We start from the raw sequence: 16,721 nt of genomic DNA, 5'->3' as shown, positions 1-16,721 counted from the left end.
GCGCGCTCACCGCAGCCGGGGCAGCACCTCCCGCTGGTAGAGGTCGAACAGGCCCTGCCAGTGCGGGCCGGTGTTGGCCACGTAGACCTCGTCGAAGCCGGCCTTGGCGTACTTGTCGATCATCTCCAGGTGGCCGTCGGCGTCCGGGCCGCAGACGAACGCCTCCCGCACCTGCTCCGGCCGGACCAGCTGCGCGGCCTGCTCGAAGTGCCGAGGCGAGGGAAGCACCTGGGACAGCTCGCCCGGCACGCCCGCGTTGGGCCAGCGCTCGTACGCGATCCGCGCGCCCTCGTCGGCGGTGTCGGCGTACGCGGCCTTGAAGCCGCCCTGGCACGGCTTGTCGCCGCCGCCGGAGTCGCGGAACCGGCGCACCATGTCGGCGTCGGGCATCATGCTGACGTAGCCGTCGCCGATGCGCGCGGCCAGCTCGATCGCCTTCGGGCCGAAGCCGGAGACGTAGATCGACGGGGGTGTCTCGGGCCGGGTGTAGATCCGGGCGTGCTCCACCGTGTAGTGCGTGCCGTGGTGGTTGACGAAGTCGCCGCGCCACAGCTCCCGGATCACCTCGACCGCCTCCTCGAGCATCTCCAGCCGGACGTCGGCCTGCGGCCAGGCGTCGCCGAAGATGTGCTCGTTCAGCGCCTCGCCGCTGCCCACGCCGAGCACGAAGCGTCCCTCGTGCAGCACCGCGCTGGTGGCCGCCGCCTGGGCGACGACCGCCGGGTGGATGCGTACGGTCGGGCAGGTGACCGCCGTGGTCACCGGCAGCCGGCAGACCTGGCTGAGCGCGCCGATGGTGGACCAGACGAACGGGCTCTGGCCCTGCGCGTCGACCCACGGGTGGTAGTGGTCGGAGATCCACAGTGCCTCGAAGCCGGCCTGCTCGGCGCCGCGCGCCTGGGCCAGCAGCTCGGCCGGGGTGTATTCCTCGCTGGACAGGAAGTAGCCGATCCTCATTGTTTCCCCTCCGCCGTGTCCGGACACCGGCCTCCCTACCCCGAGGGTCAGCGGCGGAACATCGCCCGGATCGCGATCAGCAGGAACAGGGCGCCGACCACCAGGCCGAGCAGGCGTACGCCGGGGATGTCGGCGGCGCTGGTGGCGTCGGCGAGCGGCTGGACGGGCATGCCTGAACTCTCCCACGGTGGATGGCCGGTGGCCAGCGTCTAACAGTAAGGATTGTTGACTATTTAGCTGCGCGGTGTGACCATGTCAGCACCCGCCGGTCGTGGCGGGTCCGTGGGGGAGACGGGGGTACGACAGCGCATGAGCGAGCGGATCGTCGGAGCTACCGGAGACCTGGCGGCGCTCGCCGCCGCCGTCCTGCAACCCGGGTTCGTCGGCACCACCCCGCCACCCTGGGTCTGCCGCTGGCTCGGCGAAGGGCTCGGCTCGGTGGTCCTCTTCGCCCGCAACGTCGTCGACCACGAGCAGGTCGCCAACCTGACCGCCACCCTGCGGGCGGAACGGCCGGACGTGATCGTGGCGATCGACGAGGAAGCCGGCGACGTCACCCGGATCGAATCCGCCCGGGGCAGCTCCCGGCCCGGCAACTTCGCCCTCGGCGCGGTGGACGACCCGGCGCTGACCGAGGAGGTCGCCCGCGACCTGGGCGCCGAGCTGGCCGCGGTCGGCGTCACCCTCGACTACGCGCCGGACGCCGACGTCAACTCCAACCCGGCCAACCCGGTCATCGGGGTGCGCTCGTTCGGCGCCGACCCCGACCTGGTCGCCCGCCACACCGCCGCCTGGGTACGCGGCCTGCAGGCCGGCGGGGTCGCCGCCTGCGCCAAGCACTTCCCCGGGCACGGCGACACCCACGTCGACTCCCACCACGACCTGCCCCGCATCGGCGCCGACCGGGCCCGCCTCGACGCCATCGAGCTGGCCCCGTTCCGGGCCGCGGTGGCGGCCGGCACGCAGGCGGTGATGACCGGTCACCTGCTGGTCCCGGCGCTCGACCCGGAGCTGCCGGCCACGCTCAGCGCGCGCATCCTGGGCGGACTGCTCCGCGAGGAGCTGGGCTTCGGCGGCGTGGTGGTGACCGACGCGGTGGAGATGCGGGCGGTGTCCGACCGGTACGGCTTCGCCGGCGCGGCGGTGCGCGCGCTCGCCGCCGGCGCCGACGCCATCTGCGTGGGCGGGGAGCGGGCCACCGAGGCCGACGCCCGCGAGTTGCGCGACGCGATCGTCGCCGCCGTGGTGAGCGGGGAGTTGCCCGAGGAGCGGCTCGCCGAGGCGGCCAAGCGGGTCGGTCAGCTCGCCGCGTGGAGCGTCGCCGCCCGGGCCCACCGCAGCGCCGCCCCGGCCGCGCCGGACGGCTCACCCATCGGCCTGACCGCCGCCCGCCGGGCGCTGCGGATCACCGGCGACGCCGCGCTGCTGCCGCTCGCCGGGCCGGCGCACGTGGTGGAGTTCGCGCCGCCCCGCAACATCGCCATCGGCGAGGAGACGCCGTGGGGGATCGCCGCGCCCCTGGCCCACCTGGCGCCCGGCACCACCACCGCCCGGTACGCCGCCGACGCCGTCCCGGCGGACCCGGCGACCGGCTCGGCCGACCGACCGTTGGTGCTGGTCGTGCGCGACCTGCACCGGCACGGGTGGATGCGGGACGCGGTCACCCGAGCCCTGACCGCCCGCCCGGACGCGGTCGTGGTCGAGTTGGGCGTGCCCGAGCTGGCCGCCGGCCGGGTGCACCTGGCCACCCACGGCGCCACCGCCGCGGCGGCCCGCGCCGCCGCCGAGCTGCTGGCCGGCGCCCGCTGAACTCCGGCCCGGCCGGGTGGGGAGGTCCCCCGGTCGGGCCGGGCCTCAGGGCGCGTCGACCACCAGGTCGGCGTAGTCCGGATGGCGTTCGATGAACGCGGCCACGAACGGGCACCGGGGCACCACCCGGCCGCCACGCTCGCGGATCTGGTCCAGCATGCCGCGCACCAGCGCGGCGCCCACGCCCTGCCCCTGGTAGCGGTCGTCGACCTCGGTGTGCGTGAAGACCAGCACCTCGCCGCGCGGCAGGTACGCGCTGAACCCGGCCAGCGCGTCGTCGACCAGGATCTCGAAGCGGTGCTTGGCGGGGTTCTCCTCGACCAGGAAGTTCACCGGTCCATCGTCCTCTCGTCGCCGGCCAGCCGGTCGAGTTCGGCCAGCAGCCGGTCCACCTCGTCGACCGTGTTGTAGTGGTAGACGCTCGCCCGGACCGCGCCGCCGGAGTCGCGCAGGCCCATCGCCTGGAAGTACTCGTAGGCGTAGTAGTCGCCGGAGGAGAGGCACAGACCCGCCTCGCCCAGCGCCGCGGCGGTCTCCGCCGGGGTCCGGCCGGCCACCCGGAACGACACCGTCGGGCAGCGCCGGGCCGGTGAGCCGTGGACGGTGACGAAGGGCCGGGACGTCAGCCCGGCGAGCAGCCGGTCGAAGACCGCCTCCTCGTGCGCCTGCGCGGCGGCCAGACCGGCGCGTACCCGCTCGCGGCGGTCGCCGGTCGCGGCCGGGTCGAGCGAGGCCAGGTGGTCCACCGCGGCGGTCACGCCGGCCAGCAGCGGGAAGCTCGGGGTGCCGTACTCGAACCGGTCCGGGACCGTGTCGGCGGAGGGCAGCAGCTTCGCCGGGCGCAGCGTCGCCCACCACGCCGGGTCGGCGACCATCGCCGCCAGGTGCGGCCCCGACCACTTGTAGGCGCTGGTGACCAGCACGTCCGCGCCGAGCGAGGCCAGGTCGGTGGGGCCGTGCGGCACGGAGTGCACCCCGTCCACGCAGACCAGCGCGCCGGCGGCGTGCGCGGTCTTGGCGATCGCCGCCACGTCCGGCGCGGTGCCGATCGCGTTGCTGCCGGCGGTCACCGCGACCAGCCGGGTGCGGCCGGTGACCAGCTCGGCGTACTGACCGGCGGGCAGCTCGCCGGTGGCCCTGTCGAACTCGGCCCAGCGCACCGTCGCGCCGGCCGCCTCGGCCGCCTGCACCCAGGGGCGGACGTTGGCGTCGTGGTCCAGCCGGGACACCACCACCTCGTCGCCGGGCCGCCAGCCCGCGCCCAGCGTCCGGGCCAGGGTGTAGGTCAGCGCGGTGGCGCTCGGCCCGAGCACCACGCCCGACGGGTCCGCGCCGAGCAGGTCGGCGACCGCGGACCGGGCGCCGGCGACCAGATCCAGCGCGCGCCGGCCGGGGGCGAAGGCGGTGCTGCGGTTGCCCGTGGCGGCCCGCATGGCGTCGGCCACCGCCTCGATCACCCCGGCGGCGGTCTGGGTGCCACCGGCGCCGTCGAAGTGGACGAAGCCCTCGCCCAGCGCGGGATAGAGCCCGCGCACCCGGGCAACATCGAATGCCATTCCCGCACCCTAGCGGGTAAGGCGGGGCCCCCTCTTCACGCATTCGGTAGAGGCGGTGCCCCTTCTTGACGCCCCGTCGGCGAGCGAGCGGCCAGCCGGGGCATGGCCGACGGGCGGTACCGTTGGGGAGGTGACGAACCGACGCGCCACCTTCGCCCCGACTCCCGCCCGCCGCGCCGCCGGGCTGCTCGCCGGTCTCGCCCTCGGCGCCGCGCTGCTCGCCGGATGCAGTTCCAACGGTGCCGACACCGACTGCGGCCTGGACGCCTGCACCATCACTTTCGACCGGGGCGTGGACGCCAGCGCCACCATCCTCGGCATCGAGGCCAAGCTCATCGGCACCCAGGACGACCAGGTCACCGTCGAGGTGGCCGGCGAGCAGCTCTCGCTCACCACCGGGCAGCAGGCCACCGAGGTCGGCGGCTTCCAGGTCAGCCTGGACAGCGTCACCGACCAGAACGTCGTGCTGCGGGTGGCCCGCAACCCCAACGGCTGATCCCTTTCGGCCCGGTGGCGGTGGCCCCGGCGCGCGGCGACGTTTGGAAAACCGCACGTCGGGAGATTGAGGGCGCATGTCTGTCACCCGAAACGCCGGAGCCACCGCCACGCGGGCCAAGAACAGCCGGTGGCTCGAACTGTTGACCCGCGCCGGTTTCATCGGCTATGGAATCGTGCACCTCCTCTTCGGCTGGCTGGCGCTGCAGATCGCCTTCGGCAACTCCGGGGAGGAGGGCAACCAGAACGGCGCCCTGCGCACCCTCGGCGAGCAGCCGCTCGGCAAGTTCGTCCTGGTCGTGATCGCGATCGGGCTCTTCGCCATGGCCATCTGGCAGGCCTCCGAGGCAGTGGTCGGCCACCAGTCGAAGACCGGCAAGGAGCGGACCTTCGAGCGGATCGCCTCGGTCGTCCGGGTGATCATCTTCGTCTGGCTGGGCTGGACCGCGATCAAGGTCGTCCAGGACGCCAGCTCCAACTCCTCCAACCAGCAGCAGCAGCTCACCGAGAAGCTGATGGCCTCCGACGGCGGCCGGTGGCTGGTCGGGCTGGCCGGTCTGGTGCTCGCCGCGGTCGGCATCGGCATGGTGATCTACGGCCTGAAGAAGAAGTTCGAGCGCAACCTCAAGACCGGCGAGATGAACCCGAAGACGCACAAGCTGGTCCGTCGTCTCGGCATGGCCGGGTACGCCGCGCGGGGCGCCGTGTTCGCCATCGCCGGCCTGCTCATCGTGGTCGCCGCGGTGAAGTACGACCCGGAGAAGGCACGCGGTCTGGACGCCGCCCTGCGGACGCTGCGCGACCAGGCGTACGGGCCGTGGCTGCTGGCGCTGATGGCGCTCGGCATCGCCGCGTTCGGCGTCTACTGCTTCTTCCAGTCCCGGTTCCGCAAGGTCTGAGCCTGGTCGATGTCCGGACCACCGGGCACCATTGGGCCTTTGCCCGATTCCCGCCCGGGCCGGAGGGAGACTTCTCGTGCAGAGCTATCTGGTGACCGTCGCCGCCGCGCTGGCCGCGGCGGCGGTCGCGTTGGTGCTGGTCGCGGTCGTGCACCGGGTGACCCGCCGACTCGGCCGCCGGTCGCTGCTGATGACCGAGCTGACCGAGCACGCGCACCGCGCGTTCCAGGTCGCGGTGACCGTCGTCGCCGTGCAGCTCGCGGTCCGGTTCACCACGCTCTACGCGGTGGGCAGCCCGTGGCGCCAGTTCGTCCTGCACACGCTCGGGCTGGCGATGATCGCCGCGATCGCCTGGCTGGTGGCCGCGCTGCTGGTGGTGGCGGAGGACACCGCGCTGGCCCGGTTCCGGGTGGACGTGCCGAACAACCGGCACGCCCGCCGGGTGCGGACCCAGGTGGTGCTGCTGCGCCGGCTGACCATCGCGGTGATCGTGATCCTCGCGGTCGGCGTGATGCTGATGACGTTCCCCGCCGTACGCGGCATCGGCGCCGGCGTGCTCACCTCCGCCGGTGTGGTCGGTGTCGTCGCCGCGCTCGCCGCGCAGAGCCTGCTCGGCAACGTCTTCGCCGGCCTCCAGCTCGCCTTCAGCGACGCGGTCCGCCTCGACGACGTGGTGGTGGTCGAGGGGGAGTGGGGCCGGATCGAGGAGCTGACGCTCAGCTACGTGGTGGTGCAGGTCTGGGACGACCGCCGGTTGATCCTGCCCACCTCGTACTTCACCAGCACGCCGTTCCAGAACTGGACCCGCACCGAGGCGAAGGTGCTCGGCACCGCCGAGTTCGACCTGGACTGGGCCATCCCGGCGCAGGCCATGCGGGAGGAACTGCGCCGGCTCTGCGAGGGCACCGAGCTGTGGGACGGCCGGGTCTGCGTGCTCCAGGTGACCGACGCCACCGGCGGCATGGTCAAGGTGCGCGCGCTGGTCAGCGCCGCGGACGCCGGCAGCCTGTGGGACCTGCGCTGCCTGGTCCGTGAGCACCTGGTGACCTGGGTGCGCGACCACCGCCCGACGGCCCTGCCCCGGCTGCGCACCGAGGTGGGCGACGCCACCGGCCCGATGCCGTGGCAGTCGATGCAGCCGCGTCGCCCGGTCCGCCGTGCGACCGACACCGAGGCGCCCGACGACGCGCGGGTCTTCGGCGGCAGCGACGACGGCGACGCCCGCAGCGAGGTCTTCGTGGGCCGGGAGGACCACGCCGAGGCCCGGCGCTGACCCGCGTACCCCGATCGGAGCCCGCGGCGCCGGGGGCTCCGCGCGTGACCCGGCGCCCGCGCGGCGCGTTGGCCCGGCCGGGACGGTACGCGGGCGGACGGTTCCGTTCGCGGAGTGTCGGGCCGACTGGGTTTGATCGGTCCGTTTCGGGGGACCTGCTGCCCATGCCCCGGATTCCGGCCCGGCCCGACGCCGGACTCCGGTGGCGCGCGGCCGGGCCGACCGGCCGCTCCGCGCAGGATTGACGGGCGGCGACTCCGGGCATACAGCGCGGTGATGATGAAAGGAGGACAGCATGGCTGACGTCGCGAGTCGCAGCACGTCCCGGACCGGGAACGAGCCGTCCACCGCGGAACTGGTGCAACGGGCCACCGAACAGGTCACCCGCCTGGTACGGGACGAACTGGCCCTGGCCCGGGCGGAGCTGACCCAGAAGGGCAAGCACGCCGGGATCGGGATCGGTCTGTTCGGCGGGGGCGGGGTGATGGCGCTCTACGGCGCCGGCGCGCTGGTCGCCACCGTGATCCTGCTGCTGGCGCTGGTCATGCCGGCGTGGTTGGCCGCCCTGATCGTGGCGGTGGCGCTGTTTGTGCTCGCCGGGATCCTGGCGCTCGTGGGCAAGAAGCAGGTCAGCCGTGCCGTCCCGCCGGTGCCGGAGGCGGCGGTCCGCAGCGTCCGGGCCGACGTCGACACGGTCACCGCCGCCGTGAAGGACGGGAGGCGGGCATGACCGGAAACGGCAACGGCACCGGTGATGTGGCGGCGCTCCGGGAGGAGATCCGCCGGACCCGGGTGGAACTCGGTGAGACGATGGAGCTGCTGGCGGCCCGGGCCGACCCGAAGGCGCTGGTGCGGCACTCCGCCGAGCAGGCGAAGGCGCGGATGCGCGAGCAGGCGGCGCTGACTGTGGCCCGGGTGCGGGAGCGGGCGGCCGAGCAGGTCCGGCAGGTCCGGGCGCAGGCGGCCCACGAGCCGGGCGCCCTCGCGCGTGGCCCGTTGCCGTGGGCGGCGGTCGCGGCCGGTGCGGTGGTGACCGCGGTGGTGCTGTTGGTGGTCCGAGGGAGGCGTCGGTGAGCGGCAGGATCGGTAAGACGGCGTACAAGCCGGTGGGGGTGCTGCTCGGCCTCGCGGCCGGTGCGGTGGCCGGGATGGTCTTCCGGCAGGTCTGGAAGCTGGCGGCGGGCGACGACGACGCGCCGAGCGCCACCGACGAGGACCGCCACTGGGGCGAGGTCATCGCCGCCGCGGCCCTGCAGGGGGCGATCTTCTCGGCGGTCCGAGCGGCCGTGGACCGCGGCGGCGCGGTCGGCGTGCGCCGGCTGACCGGGCACTGGCCGGACTGATTCGACAGTCGAACAGACCCCTTCCCCCCGCGACCTGGGGAAGGGGTCTTTCGCACGGCTCCGTCGGCACGCCCGTCGATCATCGGGCAACCTTCAGGTCACATGTCGGAGAATTTCGTCCGGTAGGCTGTGCGAAGTTTTTGCGTACGTGGTTTGCTTTCTCACGCTGTTGCGAGACGCGTGGGTTGAGAGACGTTCCCTGCACGGGGGGCCACCTCAGGCGCCGCTGCTCGAAAACGGCCAATCGGCCGCACGGCGTGCTCGGCCGCCAGTTTTAGAAGGAGTTGCACATGGCGCAGGGAACCGTGAAGTGGTTCAACGCTGACAAGGGCTTCGGCTTCATCACCGTCGACGGCGGGGGTGCTGACGTGTTCGTCCACTTCTCGGCCATCCAGTCCAGCGGCTACCGCTCGCTGGAGGAGAACCAGCGGGTGGAGTTCGAGATCGCCCAGGGTCAGAAGGGTCCGCAGGCCGAGCAGGTCCGCCCCATCTGAGCTGCACCACACCGGCCGCGCGGCCGGTGCGCGAAGCCCCGCATCCCGCACGGGAGGCGGGGCTTCTCCATGCCCGGCGCACGCCTCAGCGGCGCCGGGCCCGCATGCCGTACCAGAGCGCCACGAGTCCGATCAGGACGACCACCGGGCCGACCAGCGCCCAGATCCGGTTGTCGGTCAGTGCGCTGCCCTCGACGTAGCCGAGCCCCAGCACCGTCCACAGCGCACCCAGCACCACGGCCAGCAGCCCCACGGTGAGCCGGAACCAACCCCTCATCGCGCCCCCTCCAGCGACGTCCACCCCGGTCCAGCATGCCCGCCCGCGTGCGACGCCGGTGGCGCCGCGCCGGTCACCACCGGTCGTGCACCTGCGGCCGGATCAACTCGTCGTAGGTGGCCCGCACCGAGGCCAGCTCCACAGCGGTCAGTGGCGGCTGGTCGGCCGCCTCGGCGTTGCGCCGGGCCTGCTCGGCCGAGCGGGCGCCGGGGATCACCACTGTCACGCCGGGCTGGTCGAGGATCCAGCGCAGCGCGAACTGCGCCATCGTGCGCGCGTCGCCGACCAGCGGCGCGAGCCGGCGCACCGCGGCGAGGCCGAGGTCGTAGTCGACGCCGGAGAACGTCTCGCCGACGTCGAACGACTCGCCGTGCCGGTTGAACGTGCGGTGGTCGTTCTCCGGGAACGTGGTGTGCTCGTCGTAACGGCCGGAGAGCAGGCCGCTGGCCAGCGGGACCCGGGCGATGACGCCGACCCCGGCCGCCGCGGCGGCCGGCAGCACCCGCTCCAGCGGCTTGTGCCGGACCGCGTTGAGGATGATCTGCACGCTGGCCACCCCGGGTCGGGCGACGGCGGTGAGCGCCTGCTCGCAGGTTTCCACGCTCACCCCGTACCCGGCGATGCGCTTCTCGGCGACCAGCGTGTCCAGGGCGTCGAAGACCCGGTCGTCGGCGAAGACCGCGCCGGGCGGGCAGTGCAGCTGCACCAGGTCGAGGGTGTCGACGCCGAGGTTGGCCCGGGACCGGTCGGTCCAGGCCCGGAAGTTCTCCAGGGTGTACGCCTCCGGCGTCTGCGGCACCCGACGACCCATCTTGGTGGCCACGGTCAGCCCGTGGTCCGGGTGGGACCGCAGGAACCGGCCGATGAGCTGCTCGCTGCGGCCGTCGCCGTACACGTCCGCGGTGTCCAGGAAGGTGACGCCGGCGTCCACCGCGGCGGTGAGCACGTCGAGCGCCGCGTCCTCGCTGACCTCGCCCCAGTCGGCGCCGAGCTGCCACGCGCCGAGTCCGATGATGCCGACGTGCCGGCCGAGCCGGTCGAAGTTGCGCTGTTCCATCCGGTCGAGCCTAGTGAGCGGGTTGCCGCTTCGCCCGTCGGGCCGTACGGTCTCTAGCAAGACGTACGTACGGTTTGGAGATTGTCATGTGGGATCCCGGCACCTACCTGCGCTACGGCGACGAGCGCTCCCGACCCTTCTTCGACCTGCTGGCCCGCGTCGACGCGCGCCACCCGCGCGCGGTGGTCGACCTCGGCTGCGGGCCCGGCACGCTCACCGCCACGCTCGCCGAGCGCTGGCCCGGCTGCCGGGTCACCGGCCTGGACTCCTCGCCCGAGATGATCGAACGGGCCGCCGCCCCGGGCTCCCCGGTCACCTTCGGCGTCGCCGACGTCCGCGACTGGCGGCCGGCGCCCGACGTGGACGTGCTGGTCGGCAACGCAGTGCTCCAGTGGGTCCCGGAGCACCGCCAGCTGCTCACCCGATGGGCCGCCGAACTGCCGACCGGCGCGTGGCTGGCGTTCCAGGTCCCCGGCAACTTCGCCGCGCCGTCCCACCGGGCGCTGCGCGAGGTCGCCGGACGGGACCGGTGGCGCGACCGCCTCGCCGGGCTGCTGCGCGAGGCCCCGGTCGACGAGCCGGTCGACTACGCCACGCTGCTGACCGGCGCGGGCTGCGCGGTGGACGCCTGGGAGACTACCTACGTGCACATGCTGCCGGCCGCCGGCACGGACCACCCGGTGCTGGCCTGGATGGAGGGCACCGCCCTGCGCCCGGTCCGCGCCGCGCTGGACGCCACCGGCTGGGCCGCCTTCCGCGCCGAGCTGGGGGTACGCCTCGCCGAGGCGTACCCGGTGCGGCAGGGTCAGGTGTACTTCCCGTTCCGCCGGATCTTCGTGGTGGCCCGCACCGGCGCCCGCGCAGAGGAGAACTCGTGACCGACCTGCCCACCTTCATCGCCGGCCTGCCCAAGGTGGAGCTGCACGTGCACCACGTCGGCTCCGCCTCGCCCCGGATCGTCGCCGAGCTGGCCGCCCGGCACGAGGGGCGCAGCCCCGTCCCGGCCGACCCGGAGGCGCTCGCCGACTACTTCGCGTTCCGCGACTTCGCCCACTTCATCGAGGTCTACCTGAGTGTTGTCGACCTGATCCGGGACGCCGACGACGTCTGGCTGCTCACCCACGAGGTGGCCCGGGAACTGGCCCGCCAGCAGGTCCGCTACGCCGAGTTGACGGTCACGCCCTACTCGCACGTGCACCGGGGCATCCCGGCGCCGGCGTTCTGCGAGGCGATCGAGGACGCCCGCAAGCGGGCCGAGGCCGACTTCGGCATCGCACTGCGCTGGTGCTTCGACATCCCCGGCGAGGCCGGGTTGCCGGCCGCCGAGCAGACCCTGCGGATCGCGCTCGACGAGCGGCCGGACGGGTTGATCAGCTTCGGCCTGGGCGGCCCCGAGATCGGGGTGCCCCGGCCGCAGTTCAAGCCCTACTTCGACCAGGCCCGCGCGGCCGGGTTGCGCTCGGTGCCGCACGCCGGCGAGACCACCGGCCCGGAGACGATCTGGGACGCGCTGCGCGAGCTGGGCGCCGAGCGGATCGGCCACGGCATCTCTGCCGTGCTCGACCCGGAGCTGATGACCCACCTGGCGGAGCGCCGGATCCCGCTGGAGGTGTGCCCGACCTCGAACGTGCGGACCCGGGCGGTGGCCAGCCTCGACGAGCACCCGCTGCCGCAGCTGATCGAGGCCGGCGTGCCCGTCAGCATCAACTCCGATGACCCGCCGATGTTCGGTACCACGCTCAACGACGAGTACGCGGTCGCCGCCCGGCTGCTGGGCATCGGCCCGGAGGGCGTCGCCGCGCTGGCCCGCGACGCCGTGGCCGCCGCGTTCCTGGCCCCGGCCGAGGCGGCCCGGATCAGCGCCGAGATCGACGCGTACCTGGCGAGTGCGGCGCGGTGAGCGGCCGCACGGGCGCCGGCCGTCGGGACAGGCGGGGCGGTCGGCGCCGGGTGGCCAGGAGCACCCCGAGCGCGACCGGCGCGAACAGCGCGACGGCGAAGCCGGACATGGCCGGGTCGGCGTGCCCCGGGCCGTGTGCGAGCACCGGGTCCTGCCAGGCGGCGAGGGTGAGGGCGATGCCGAGGCCGATCACGGCGGCCCAGCGCAACAGTCGGCTGACGGTCGGCGTCATCACGGTCACCTCCGCCCGGCTCGACGGCGAGAGCGGCGCGCGACGGGAGCGAGGTGTGGGGGGACCGGACTCCCGCCGCGCGCACGGATCCGCCGGCCGGAAGGTGTTACGGGGCGTCCCGGCCGACGGAACTGATGGGTTCTGTCAGAGATCCTGGCATTTCGCGACCCGGTGGTGGCCGTCGTTAAAACACTCCTAAGGAGAACTTGCGCCGCCGCACAGCCACCGGTCAGCGCGGGCGCGGCCAGCGCCGCCCGGTGCGCGGTTCGCGGGCGTCCCGGGCCATCCGGCCGACCAGCCCGAACCGGTTGACCTGGCGGGGCGCCGCGTCCGGATCGGCCAGCAGCATCACCACGCTGGCCCCGCCCAGGCGTGCCCGGTCGAGGCTCACCGAACCGTTCGCCTGCAACGCGACCCGCTTGGCGATGTCCAGCCCGAGCCCGGTGGAACCCTGGTCGCTCTCGCCCCGGCGCAAGGCACGGTCCGGGTTGGCGATGCCCGGCCCGGCGTCGTCGATCCGGATCGCCACCCAGCCGTCGCGGCGGCTCACCACCACCTCGAACGCGGTGCCCTGCGGCGTGTAGCGGAAGACGTTGCCGATCACCGCGTCCAGCGCGGCGGCCAACTCGGCGCGGGGCACCGGCGCCGGGATGCGCAACTGCGCCCCGACCACCCGGTGCGGCCGGTTCTGGTCGCCGGCCAACGCCGACCAGAAGACCATCCGGTCCCGGACCACCTCGCTGACGTCGCAGGACGCCGGCGCCGTCTCCTGGCTGACCGCCTTGCGGGTGGTCTTGATGAGTTGGTCGACCTCGCCCTCCAGCGTGACGATGGCCTGCCGGATCCGCCGGATGCCGCGCCGCCGGTCCAGCTCCGCCTCGCTGAACGTGCCGATGCTGGTGTCGTCGGACTCCAGGGCCTCCGCGTCCAGCCGCAGCGCGGTCAGCGGGGTACGCAGCCGGTGCGACAGGTCGGCGACGAGTTCGTGCTCGTCGGCGCGCAACGCCACCAGCCGCTCCGCCATCCGGTTGAACGCGTGCCCCGCCTCGGCCAGCTCCCGCGGCCCGGCCGGCTCGACCCGTACGCCGAGTTCGCCGTCGCCCACCGCGAGCGCCGCCTTGACCAGGTCGCCGGTGGCGTCCACGGCCCGGGCCGCCACCCGGTCCACCACGATCACCGCGGCGCCGACCAGGGCCAGCGCCACCGCGAGCAGCAGCAGCCACCGCCCGCCGGCGCCGGCGTCGAGCACCTCGTCGGGTACGAAGACCTCCACCACTGCCACCCGGTCGCCGAGCACCACCGGGTCCAGTCGCAGCACCCCGCCGTCCACCTCGCTCACCACGGAGCGGCGCTGCGTGGCGGCGTCGGCCAGCGCGGCGGGGTCGGCGCGACCGGCCGACTCGTCGGTGCCGATGCCGTGCACGACCGGCCGCAGCGCCGGGTCGTCGCCGCTGGCCGCCACCGCCCGCTTGACCACCTCGGCGTCGGTGCTGACCGCCAGCGCGCCGGTGACCAGCGCGCTGCGCCGGGCCGCGTCGGCCAGCTTCTCCTCGCGGGACTGACCGGACAGGGTGATGCCGAGCGGGATCAGGAAGGCGAGCGCGACCAGGCTGCACATGCCGGCGGTGAGCCAGGCCAGCGCCGGCCTCAGTCCGGCGCCACCAGCCGGAAGCCGACCCCCCGCACGGTGCGCAGGTAGCGGGGCTTCGCCGCGGACTCGCCCATTTTGCGGCGGAGCCAGTACAGGTGAACGTCGATGGTCTGGTCCTCGCCGACCGATGGCTGCCGCCATACCTCCTCCAAGAGTTCCCGCCGGGACACCACCCGGCCGGGCCGAGCGGCGAGATACGCCAGCAGGTCGAATTCCTTGCGGGTCAGGGCCAGGGACTCCCCGTCCAGCACCGCGCTGCGCTCGCCCACGTCCACCCGTAGACCGCCGACCGTGTGCACGGCCGGTTGCACGGTACGGCTGGCCCGACCGGCCCGCCGCAGCACGGTGGTGATCCGGGCGTCGAGGTGCGCGCCGGTGAACGGCTTGACCATGTAGTCGTCCGCGCCGGCGCGTAGCAGCCGGACCACCGACTGCTCGTCGTCGCGGGCGGTGGCGATGATGATCGGCACGTCGGTGATGCCGCGCAGCATCCGCAGCGCGTCCGAGCCGTCCAGGTCCGGCAGGCCCAGGTCGAGCACGACCAGGTCGGGCGTCTCCGCGGCGACCCGGCGCAACGCGTCCAGCGCGGTGCCGACGGCGTGCACCGCGTGCCCCCGGTCGGTCAGCGACCGCAGCATCGCGCCACGCACGACGTGGTCGTCTTCGACCAGCAGGACGGTTGCCACGTCAGCACCGTACTCGGCGTGGCAAGTCGATCGCGTTGCGACGGTCCGGGGAAGCGGGCAAGCTGGGACGGCGATGACGTTCACCCTCTTCCCCGACACCCGCCTCACGCTCGCCCGCGACGCGCTGGCCGGCCTGTCGGTGGGTGACGCCCTCGGCTCGCAATTCTTCGTCCCCGGCCGGCACCCGGCCGACCTCGCCGCGGGGCGGCTGCCCCCGCCTCCGTGGGAGTGGACCGACGACACCGAGATGGCCTGCTCCGTGGTGGCCGAGCTGGCCTCGGCCGGTCGGATCGACTCCGACCGCCTGGCGCTGGCCTTCGCCGAGCGTTGCGAGCCCTACCGGGGCTACGGCCCGGGCGCGGTGACCGTCCTGCGGCTGATCCGCACCGGCACGCCGTGGCCGGTGGCCGCCGCGTCGGCCTTCGACGGGCAGGGCTCCTGCGGCAACGGCGCGGCCATGCGCGTCGCCCCGCTCGGCGCCTGGCACGCCGACTCCACCCGACGCGCCGCCGACCAGGCCCGTGCCTCGGCCGAGGTGACCCACGCCCACCCGGAGGGCGTCGCCGGAGCGGTGGCGGTGGCGGTGGCCGCCTCGCTGGCCGCCCGCGCCCGGCTCGACGGCGACCGGCCCGAGCCGGCCCGGCTGCTCGGCGCGGTGGCCGGCACGCTCGACCCGGCCGGCGAGGTGCACCGCGGCGTACGCCGGGCCGCCGCGCTGCTCGGACGCCCGGCCGGCGAGGTGGTCGAGGCGGTGGGCAACGGCTCCCGGGTCACCGCGCAGGACACGGTCCCGTTCACGCTCTGGGTCGCCGCCACGCTGCTGCACGACTACCCGGCCGCGATCCGCGCGTGCGTGGAGGCGGGCGGCGACGTGGACACCACGGCGGCGATCGTCGGCGGGATCGTCGCCGCCCACACCGGGGTCGGCACGCCCGGCGGCGTGCCCGAGGGCTGGCTGACCGCCCGCGAACCGCTCCCCGGCTGGCTCACCACCCCCGCCTGACCCGGCTCCGCTCGCCCCGCCCCGCCCCGCCTCGCCTCGCCCTGCCTCGCCTCGCCCTGCCCCGTCGATCTTGGACTTGTGGTCGTTGACAAAGGGCGCGATCCCGACTATCCAGGCGCCACAACTCCAAGATCGACGAGACGGGCCGGGGCGGGGCGGGGGTCATGGGGTGGGGCGGGTGCTGCCTGCGGTGACCGGATCGGGGGTGCGGGGGGCGGTGGGAGCGGTGGGAGCGGTGGGAGCGGTGGGAGCGGCTGGGTCGGCCGGCAGGGCCATGGTGCCGCGGCGACGGCGGCTGAGCAGCCAGCCGATCGCCGCGCCGCCGGCCAGCCCGGCGAGCAGGCCGCCGCCGAGCAGCAGGTCGGCGCTGGGCCCGTCGTCGGCCGCCCCGGTCGTCGGGCCCCCGGCGGTCGCCCCGGCCGGCGCCGCGCCGTCCTGGCCGCCGGACACGCCGCCGTGCCCGCCGTGGGCCGCGCCGCCCGCACCGGCGTCGCCACCGCCCGTGGCGGCGCCCTGCGGTGGCGGCAGCAGCGCGACCGTCGGCGCCGGGTGCGCGCCGCCGGCCGGGTCCGCCCAGCGGACCACCGTGCCGTCGGCGAACGTCTGCACCACGGTGAAGGTCAGCCGGTCGGTGGCCGGCATCGGCCCCATGCCGAGCGGCAGTCGGGCCGCGCCGGCGCCGCCGCCCGGCACCCGGAGCCAGGTCACGGCGTGGGTCACCTGGTTCAGCTCGGCCGCGTGGATGCCGGCCACCGGCTGGTCCAGGGTGCGGGTGGTGATGGTCGGCGCCCAGTCCGGCACGGAGAGCGGATAGACCTCGCCGATCGGGGCGTCCGCCGGCATGGTCAGCTCGACCTTCGTGGTCCGGCTGCCCGGCCGGTCCGCCGGCACCACCACGGACAGCTCGATCGCGTCGCCCTGGTGCACCTCACCGGGGGAGGTCGTGACGGTCACGCCGGCGGCGCTGGCCGGGCCCGGCCACCCCACCGCTCCGGCGAGCGCGGCGGTCAGCAGGGCCGCCGCCCACCGGCCCTGACGAGTCATCCTCATCGTCGTCCCCATCCTTCTCGACCGGGGTCGGTTCCGGCT

21 protein-coding genes are annotated in these 16,721 nt (G+C 74.5%); 11 read left to right on the top strand and 10 right to left on the bottom strand.

Annotated elements, in window-relative coordinates; genetic code table 11:
- Positions 1-6 precede the first annotated feature (6 nt).
- Together O7598_RS18855 and O7598_RS18850 are read right to left on the bottom strand one after the other, a co-directional pair.
- A complete protein-coding gene (locus O7598_RS18855) occupies positions 7-957 on the bottom strand; it encodes a TIGR03557 family F420-dependent LLM class oxidoreductase (RefSeq protein WP_269692638.1) in 951 nt (316 codons plus the stop codon).
- 47 nt (positions 958-1,004) lie between these two features.
- A complete protein-coding gene (locus tag O7598_RS18850; protein WP_269692637.1) occupies positions 1,005-1,127 on the bottom strand; it encodes a hypothetical protein in 123 nt (40 codons plus the stop codon).
- 139 nt (positions 1,128-1,266) lie between these two features.
- Between O7598_RS18850 and O7598_RS18845 the strand changes: the two genes are divergently transcribed.
- Entirely contained in the window at positions 1,267-2,766 is a 1,500-nt protein-coding gene (locus O7598_RS18845) for a glycoside hydrolase family 3 protein (protein ID WP_269692636.1), read from the top strand.
- Positions 2,767-2,811: 45 nt separating this feature from the next.
- On the opposite strand, the gene O7598_RS18840 is transcribed toward O7598_RS18845, so the two are convergent.
- Together O7598_RS18840 and O7598_RS18835 are read right to left on the bottom strand one after the other, a co-directional pair.
- Positions 2,812-3,099: a GNAT family N-acetyltransferase gene (locus O7598_RS18840; RefSeq protein WP_269692635.1), complete on the bottom strand. Its 288-nt coding sequence runs from the start codon at positions 3,097-3,099 to the stop codon at positions 2,812-2,814.
- Complete coding sequence (locus tag O7598_RS18835) at positions 3,096-4,322, bottom strand: cysteine desulfurase-like protein (RefSeq protein ID WP_269692634.1); 1,227 nt, start codon at positions 4,320-4,322, stop codon at positions 3,096-3,098. The genes O7598_RS18840 and O7598_RS18835 overlap by 4 nt, the downstream gene beginning before the upstream one ends.
- A 130-nt stretch (positions 4,323-4,452) precedes the next feature.
- Between O7598_RS18835 and O7598_RS18830 the strand changes: the two genes are divergently transcribed.
- The 7 genes from O7598_RS18830 (at position 4,453) to O7598_RS18800 (ending at position 8,826) form a co-directional block, all read left to right on the top strand.
- Positions 4,453-4,818 (top strand): hypothetical protein, encoded by a 366-nt coding sequence (locus tag O7598_RS18830; protein WP_269692633.1) that lies wholly within the window; start codon positions 4,453-4,455, stop codon positions 4,816-4,818.
- A gap of 76 nt (positions 4,819-4,894) precedes the next feature.
- Positions 4,895-5,716 carry a DUF1206 domain-containing protein gene (locus O7598_RS18825; RefSeq protein WP_269692632.1) on the top strand — a complete coding sequence of 274 codons (822 nt, stop codon included), beginning with the start codon at positions 4,895-4,897 and terminating at the stop codon, positions 5,714-5,716.
- A gap of 76 nt (positions 5,717-5,792) precedes the next feature.
- The gene (locus tag O7598_RS18820; protein WP_269692631.1) at positions 5,793-6,989 is read left to right on the top strand and encodes a mechanosensitive ion channel family protein; all 1,197 of its coding nucleotides are present in this window, start codon (positions 5,793-5,795) and stop codon (positions 6,987-6,989) included.
- A 295-nt stretch (positions 6,990-7,284) separates the two neighbouring features.
- Positions 7,285-7,719, top strand: a complete 435-nt coding sequence (locus O7598_RS18815; protein ID WP_269692630.1) for a phage holin family protein — start codon at positions 7,285-7,287, stop codon at positions 7,717-7,719.
- Positions 7,716-8,063, top strand: coding sequence for a DUF3618 domain-containing protein (locus tag O7598_RS18810; protein WP_269692629.1), 348 nt, complete (start codon positions 7,716-7,718; stop codon positions 8,061-8,063). The genes O7598_RS18815 and O7598_RS18810 overlap by 4 nt, the downstream gene beginning before the upstream one ends.
- On the top strand, positions 8,060-8,332 hold the full coding sequence (locus O7598_RS18805; protein ID WP_269692628.1) for a DUF4235 domain-containing protein: 273 nt from the start codon (positions 8,060-8,062) through the stop codon (positions 8,330-8,332). Before O7598_RS18810 ends, O7598_RS18805 begins: the two co-directional genes overlap by 4 nt.
- 290 nt (positions 8,333-8,622) lie before the next feature.
- Positions 8,623-8,826, top strand: coding sequence for a cold-shock protein (locus tag O7598_RS18800; protein ID WP_088962828.1), 204 nt, complete (start codon positions 8,623-8,625; stop codon positions 8,824-8,826).
- A gap of 85 nt (positions 8,827-8,911) precedes the next feature.
- Here the strand turns inward: O7598_RS18800 and O7598_RS18795 are convergent, their stop codons facing one another.
- Both O7598_RS18795 and O7598_RS18790 read right to left on the bottom strand, forming a co-directional pair.
- Positions 8,912-9,103: a hypothetical protein gene (locus O7598_RS18795; protein ID WP_269692627.1), complete on the bottom strand. Its 192-nt coding sequence runs from the start codon at positions 9,101-9,103 to the stop codon at positions 8,912-8,914.
- Positions 9,104-9,176: 73 nt separating this feature from the next.
- On the bottom strand, positions 9,177-10,160 hold the full coding sequence (locus O7598_RS18790) for an aldo/keto reductase (RefSeq protein ID WP_269692626.1): 984 nt from the start codon (positions 10,158-10,160) through the stop codon (positions 9,177-9,179).
- 86 nt (positions 10,161-10,246) lie between these two features.
- Here O7598_RS18790 and O7598_RS18785 point away from each other — a divergent pair, with 86 nt between their 5' ends.
- Together O7598_RS18785 and O7598_RS18780 are read left to right on the top strand one after the other, a co-directional pair.
- Positions 10,247-11,038, top strand: a complete 792-nt coding sequence (locus tag O7598_RS18785; protein ID WP_269692625.1) for a trans-aconitate 2-methyltransferase — start codon at positions 10,247-10,249, stop codon at positions 11,036-11,038.
- Entirely contained in the window at positions 11,035-12,060 is a 1,026-nt protein-coding gene (locus tag O7598_RS18780; protein WP_269692624.1) for an adenosine deaminase, read from the top strand. The genes O7598_RS18785 and O7598_RS18780 overlap by 4 nt, the downstream gene beginning before the upstream one ends.
- Here the strand turns inward: O7598_RS18780 and O7598_RS18775 are convergent.
- The 3 genes from O7598_RS18775 to O7598_RS18765 all read right to left on the bottom strand — a co-directional run bounded on the left by O7598_RS18775 (position 12,017) and on the right by O7598_RS18765 (position 14,629).
- Positions 12,017-12,292, bottom strand: a complete 276-nt coding sequence (locus tag O7598_RS18775) for a hypothetical protein (RefSeq protein ID WP_269692623.1) — start codon at positions 12,290-12,292, stop codon at positions 12,017-12,019. The genes O7598_RS18780 and O7598_RS18775 overlap by 44 nt on opposite strands.
- A 229-nt stretch (positions 12,293-12,521) precedes the next feature.
- Entirely contained in the window at positions 12,522-13,910 is a 1,389-nt protein-coding gene (locus O7598_RS18770; RefSeq protein WP_269692622.1) for a HAMP domain-containing sensor histidine kinase, read from the bottom strand.
- 29 nt (positions 13,911-13,939) lie between these two features.
- Complete coding sequence (locus O7598_RS18765; RefSeq protein WP_018784999.1) at positions 13,940-14,629, bottom strand: response regulator transcription factor; 690 nt, start codon at positions 14,627-14,629, stop codon at positions 13,940-13,942.
- 73 nt (positions 14,630-14,702) lie between these two features.
- On the opposite strand from O7598_RS18765, the gene O7598_RS18760 reads away from it, so the two are divergent.
- Positions 14,703-15,632 carry an ADP-ribosylglycohydrolase family protein gene (locus tag O7598_RS18760; RefSeq protein WP_269692621.1) on the top strand — a complete coding sequence of 310 codons (930 nt, stop codon included), beginning with the start codon at positions 14,703-14,705 and terminating at the stop codon, positions 15,630-15,632.
- A 162-nt stretch (positions 15,633-15,794) separates the two neighbouring features.
- Here O7598_RS18760 and O7598_RS18755 read toward each other — a convergent pair whose 3' ends face one another.
- Complete coding sequence (locus tag O7598_RS18755) at positions 15,795-16,682, bottom strand: DUF1775 domain-containing protein (RefSeq protein WP_269692620.1); 888 nt, start codon at positions 16,680-16,682, stop codon at positions 15,795-15,797.
- Positions 16,683-16,721 lie beyond the last annotated feature (39 nt).

Source organism: Micromonospora sp. WMMC241, assembly GCF_027460165.1.
GTDB lineage: Bacteria > Actinomycetota > Actinomycetes > Mycobacteriales > Micromonosporaceae > Micromonospora > Micromonospora humi.
This window is presented reverse-complemented; position numbering and strand designations above follow the sequence as displayed.